The 5944-nt window shown below is 40.8% G+C and carries 3 protein-coding genes and 2 rRNA genes; all 5 read left to right on the top strand.

The window, feature by feature from the left end; all coding sequences use genetic code 11:
- Window positions 1-54: 54 nt before the first annotated feature.
- Window positions 55-171, top strand: a 5S ribosomal RNA gene (rrf, locus tag BMW43_RS20750).
- Window positions 172-889: 718 nt separating this feature from the next.
- Window positions 890-2995 carry a two-component system response regulator gene (locus BMW43_RS20745; protein WP_091752448.1) on the top strand — a complete coding sequence of 702 codons (2106 nt, stop codon included), beginning with the start codon at window positions 890-892 and terminating at the stop codon, window positions 2993-2995.
- Between the two features lie 33 nt (window positions 2996-3028).
- Window positions 3029-3469 (top strand): response regulator, encoded by a 441-nt coding sequence (locus BMW43_RS20740; protein WP_091752446.1) that lies wholly within the window; start codon window positions 3029-3031, stop codon window positions 3467-3469.
- A gap of 47 nt (window positions 3470-3516) precedes the next feature.
- Window positions 3517-5367 (top strand): ATP-binding protein, encoded by a 1851-nt coding sequence (locus BMW43_RS20735; protein ID WP_177173707.1) that lies wholly within the window; start codon window positions 3517-3519, stop codon window positions 5365-5367.
- Between the two features lie 439 nt (window positions 5368-5806).
- A 16S ribosomal RNA gene (locus BMW43_RS20730) occupies window positions 5807-5944 on the top strand; the annotation flags it as partial.

The following is a 5944-nucleotide window of genomic DNA, read 5'->3' as shown; positions in this document are numbered from 1 at the left end:
AAGGATCGCCCGGAGCGACAACGAAGCAGATGGGGCATGATCAACAATCGGATATCCAGTGACGATAGCTGTGGGGTCCCACCTGTTCCCATACCGAACACAGTAGTTAAGCCCACATACGTCGAAAGTACTTGGTTGGAAACGGCCCGGGAGGATAGATAGTTGCTGGTTAGAAGAGAAAGCACTCACGTTTGTGAGTGCTTTTTTGTTGTGTAAAGATGAGTGTAGGAATCGATGTGGGGATACTTACATCAAGAAAGGCCGGAGAGGGTTGTATCATAACAACGCTTCAACGCTGTCGCTGACTTACGCTTATGTTAAGATACAACCCTCTTCGGGTGGCAGTAGCTTATTTACTGCTCTTTAGCGCTTTATTGTAGAATGGCTTTACTTATAGCTAGAAGTTCATCAACTTGCGCCGTTTCCGGCGGCCTTTACGGAAAAAGATGGTCCGCAGGATGCAAGAAGCAGCAGCTTCCGTTAAGAAATCCACCTGTGCCCTTTGGGTATTTGTTTGAGCGAAGCGAGTTTCGGATTTTAGGAAGGTGCCGCTTCTTGCAAATCTTTTGGAGTGTAGGCCTAGATTTTTTGCCCCTTTTTGTATCATGACAAAAAGGGGGATTAAGTAATTGGAGATAGTTTAGCTCAGTAGGCAGAAATAATTGCGCAAATAGATGAGTAAGGTCATTAATAAGAAGACAAAAAGATAGAAGAACTCATCATATCACGCTAGGAGTGTATATAGTACTGATTTGTGTATTTTTATATATATTTTTGTAGATAAATTTTCTCTTTAGGCTAGTTTTAAAGGAATTTTTTTCTTGTTTGGAGAAAGACAATTAATGATTGACGTTAATGCAAAGCTCTAAAATTAGAGGAGAAGCCAGAGATGATGGAAACTATGCAACCACCTAAGCAAATTTTGCTGGTTGAAGATGATGTTTTGCATAAAGAATTAATCAGCAGGGCTTTTGAGGGAATTGCTGATATGATTTTATTTTGGGTTGATACCTTAGATAAAGCTAAAAGGCAAATTGCGCAAAAGCAGCCTGATTTGGTTATTGCTGACTGGCGTTTAACAGATGGGTCGGGGATAGATTTGATTACTTCCGCGCAGGCCCACTTTCCCGTCATACTCATGACGAGCTATGGCAATGAGGAACTGGCTGTTCGTTCGATGAAGGCGGGCGTTGCCGATTATTTAGTAAAATCACCGGAGGCTTTCGAGAATCTTCCTAATAATGCAAGAAGAGCATTGCGGGAATGGGATAATATCTTGGCCAGACAAAAGGCGGAAAGGGCGTTGCGGGAGAGTGAGGAACGCTACCGGTTGGCTTCCGAAGGTGCTAATGATGTTATCTGGGATTATGATCCGACAAGCAGAAATATTTATTTTTCCGGTCGATGGATTGATATTTTTCAAATAAAGGAAGGCGTTTCCTGGTGCACATACCGGGAAATTTTACGATATATACATCCTGATGATAGAAAAAAAGTTATTCACAAATGGAAAAGCCATTTGTCTGGTACGAGTGACTTTTTTACTTGCGAATACAGGATTGCCGTGAAGAATTGTGAATATAAATGGATTTTTGCGCGAGGGAAAGCCTTGTATGACGCCGATGGTGTTCTTCTGCGTTTTGCCGGCTCACTGACAGATATAACAGAAAACAAACAAAATTTATTGCGCATAGAAGAACTTGCCTATTTTGACCCTATAACCGGATTGCCCAATCGAGTGACATTTAATGAGCGTCTGGAAGACGTTCTCTGTGATAGTGACGCAAAAGGGTTAGTTTTCTTTATTGATGTTGACTATTTTAATTTTATCAACGATACGTTTGGACATTCTTACGGAGATCGTTGCCTGGCCGAAGTGGCGCGGATGCTAAAGAACGTAACCCTTGCGGGCAGTTTCCTCTGCCGGTATGGCGCAGATGAATTTATTATGTTGCTCGACCGGCCTGAAATGGGTGTGTCGCCGGCGGCGCTGGCTCAAAGAATTATGGATGTTTTTAAAACCCCACTACATTTAGGGGAAAATTCTTTTTATCTCACCGTTAGCGTGGGCGTTGCTTCATATCCTACCGATGGGACTACAGCCGATGAATTACTGAAGCATGCCCATGCCGCTATGCATAAAGCAAAAACCAGTGGACGAAACACGTATAAGATGTTTGATCATGCTATTAGCAATGAAATTGCGGAGAAAACGGTATTGGGGACATACTTAAGATCGGCGATGGTAAATAAAGAGTTTTTGCTCCATTATCAGCCGAAGATTGACATGGTGACGGGGCGTATCAGCGGTTTGGAAGCTTTGATTCGTTGGAACAATCCACAATTAGGTATGGTTTCTCCGTTACGCTTTATTCGATTGGCCGAAGAAATGGGATTGATTGTGTCCATTGGGTACTGGGTGTTGCAGGAGGCTTGCGATTTTGCTGCCCGGTTATATAAGCAGTATCCTGAGCTGCGCATATCGGTTAATTTGTCCAGTGTTCAATTAATGCAAACGGATTTTGTTGATAAAGTAAAGAGCATTATTGAACAGGCGAATATTCCTCCGCAGATGATTGGTCTGGAGATTACGGAAAGTCTGCTTATGGAATCTTTTACGGCTTCGGTGGGCAAATTGGATAGCTTAAAAGAATTCGGAATGTATATTGAATTGGATGATTTTGGGACAGGCTATTCTTCTTTAAGCTATCTTAAGAATTTACCTATTCATGCGGTAAAGATTGACAAGTCTTTTATTGATGATATTAGCGAAACCAATCGCCACAATAATATCACGGAAGCCATTATCAAGCTGGCTCATATGTTTGGCTTATCTGTAGTGGCGGAAGGAGTGGAGACCCAAGATCAGGCCAGGTTGTTAACTGAATACTGTTGTGATACTTTCCAAGGATATTTTGCCAGTAAACCTTTGCCGGAAGAAGATGTTAAAAGCTTTTTGAAGACGTATAAATATATCTTGCTGTGCCGGGATTGAAGGAGTATTAGATGATAAAAGGGAGAGGATTACATGAATGGAGAGCCTTTGGTAATTCTGCTGGTAGAAGACAATATGGATCATGCCGAGTTAATTTTGCGTTGTTTTGAGGAAAACAGAATTAGCAACCGGGTCTTGCATGTAACTGATGGAGAGGCTGCGCTTAATTACCTATATGGTGTAGAGCAGTTTGCTAATCGCTCAGAACATCCTCTTCCCAATCTTCTTTTGCTTGATTTAAGGCTGCCTAAAATTGACGGGTTGCAGGTACTGCTCAGGATCAAACAACACGAACGGTTGAAACATATTCCGGTAGTTGTATTATCCTCATCGGAAAGTGAAAAGGATATGATTGCTGCCTATGACAGTTATGTAAATAGTTATGTGATCAAACCGTTAGATTATGAGCGTTTTATTAGCTTAATGAAAGAACTTAATTTTTATTGGATTGGCTGGAATAAGGTGCCCTATTAAAGATGATTTTATTGAGTCGTGAGGCAATCAAGAAGGGGGCTGAAAAAATGGTTAGCATAAAAACAGTGCTGCTTGTCTTGATTGCTTCGATTACTTTTATTGTTTTTGGTGTGCAGGCATATTTTATGTTGTCCCAGTTTCACGATACTACGCTGGCTCAAATTAGAACCGGATTAATCAGTCAGGCGGAAAAAGAGGCTAATCAACTATATGTTCCTATCCGGATGCATGCAAATGATGCGCTCAGTCTTGCTGAGTTGATTGAAACTGTGCCGCAATATGATGAAGCTCTGACTATGAAATTTATGGAAAAATTATCCTTGAAAAATGATGCGTTTTCCGGGCATTCTTTAGCATTTGAGCCTGGAGTCATTAATCCCGCATCTAATTTTTATTTGCTGTATGTCTATAGAGACAGGAATAATCAAGCGGTTGTAGACTGGTCCTATAATGATGGGCATTATTTTAGAGCACCCTGGTATAATATGGGGATGAATACGAACAGTCCCTTTGCTGTTTCCCCACCCTACCGGGATGTTTACGGGAAGAACTGGATTAGTATTGTATCACCGATCATTAAGGATAATAAGCGAATTGGCGTAGCTACTGCCGATTTTACCCTTGATAAACTGCAAGAGTATGTAAACCAATTAAAAGTAGGCAAAAATGGTTATGCCTATATCGTGACATCTGATGGAACTTACTTAGGTACGCAAAAACTTAAAGGCCTGGTAGGCCAGGTTTCCTCAGAATCTGATCCGGAAGCCAAGTTATTGGGAGAAACTATCCTGGCGGACAATGATACAGGTTTTATGGAATTAAAACAAGCTAACCAGTTTGTCGCATATGCGCCCATTGGAGAAACGGGATTAAAACTGGCCTTGGTTTATATGGGAGATGAGATAGGCAGCATATTACAACAAAATTTAAGGAATGCTATCTTGTTTTTTTGCAGCATTATGATCATATACATAGCTATATTGACCTATGTTATTAACCGGCGCATGTTAAATCCTTTAGTCAAATTGTCGGCTTCCGTTAATCAGGTTGCCAGTGGCAATTTGTCTCTAGGTCCAATTGAACATGACTATAATGATGAAATCAAGCAAGTCTATAATAGTTTTTATAATATGGTTATCTCTCTAAGAACAGCGCAGGCTGATATTGATAATTACACGAAAGATTTGGTCAACAAAAATGCCGAGCTGGAGAGATTTACCTATACGGTTTCTCACGATTTGCGAAGCCCGCTGATCACAATTAAAGGGTTTGCCGGAATCATTGGTAAAGATATTGCACAAGGAAAATACGAAAGAGTTCAATCTGACTTAAGTCGTATAAAAAATGCTACAAACAAAATGGCTGAGCTTTTGGACGGACTGTTGGAACTATCCCGAATCGGCAGAATGGCAAATCCCTCAGAGAATGTCTCTTTAACCAAACTTTCAAAAGAAGTTGTTGAGCTATTGCATGAGAGTATTCAGGCCAAAAACATTGATGTCCGGATTCAGGAAGAGATTCCGGAGTTCTGGGGAGATAAAAATCGAATCAGGGAAGTTATGCAAAATCTAATTGAAAATGCAATCAAATTTATGGATAAGCCCAATGGGAAAATCGTAATAGGATATATTACAATTGATGATGAGATCATATATTTTGTAAATGATAACGGGCCAGGGATCGCACCGCAATATTTTGATAAGATTTTTGGGTTATTTGACAAGCTGGATAACCATGAAGAAGGTTCAGGAATTGGTCTGGCCTTGGTTAAGCGGATCATTGAATTTCACGGAGGACAAATCTGGGTGGAAAGTGAACCGGGCAATGGTGCTGAGTTTTTCTTCACTATAAAAACAAAAACGGAGCCGGAAGAGAGTATGTCCACTCTGAAATCATAATTACGTCACAGGCCTTTTTATACAAGGCATTGTTGTCCCCGGCTTACATATGATCGATATGTAAGCCTCTTCTTTTACGCTTTCAAAGTAGATAAGAACACTAATAATATTCGATATAGAAAAATTGAAAAGAGTGTTGACATAAATAACAGGGCATGCTATTATATAAAAGTCGCTGAATACGGCGGCAGGAAATGGTAAGAAAGCCAATAAAAAACAGGTTGACAGGCAAAAGCCGATGTGATAATATATAAAAGCTGTCGCAAGGCGGCGGTCAACAGGAACTGCGGCAACGCAGTCCGGTGTTCTCTGAAAACTGAACAATGTAAGGTATAAACAATATGCCAGATGTGCGGACTCGTATCGCTTAGGTGATACGGTCACAATAAATAATTCTTTAAACAATTATAGAGCCATCAAAAGGCTCCATAAATAAACTTTTATGGAGAGTTTGATCCTGGCTCAGGACGAACGCTGGCGGCGTGCCTAACACATGCAAGTCGAACGGAGGTTTTCAGCAATGGAGATCTTAGTGGCGAACGGGTGAGTAACGCGTAAACAACCTGCCTCATAGATG

Origin of the sequence: Propionispora vibrioides (assembly GCF_900110485.1) — a bacterium.
In the GTDB taxonomy this organism is placed as follows: Bacteria; Bacillota; Negativicutes; order Propionisporales; family Propionisporaceae; genus Propionispora; species Propionispora vibrioides.
This window is presented reverse-complemented; position numbering and strand designations above follow the sequence as displayed.

Bases quoted from the DNA above. Each gene is read 5' to 3' on its own strand.
- BMW43_RS20740 (WP_091752446.1), top strand. From the start codon at position 3,029: ATGAATGGAGAGCCTTTGGTAATTCTGCTGGTAGAAGACAATATGGAT.
- BMW43_RS20745 (WP_091752448.1), top strand. From the start codon at position 890: ATGATGGAAACTATGCAACCACCTAAGCAAATTTTGCTGGTTGAAGAT.
- BMW43_RS20735 (WP_177173707.1), top strand. From the start codon at position 3,517: ATGGTTAGCATAAAAACAGTGCTGCTTGTCTTGATTGCTTCGATTACT.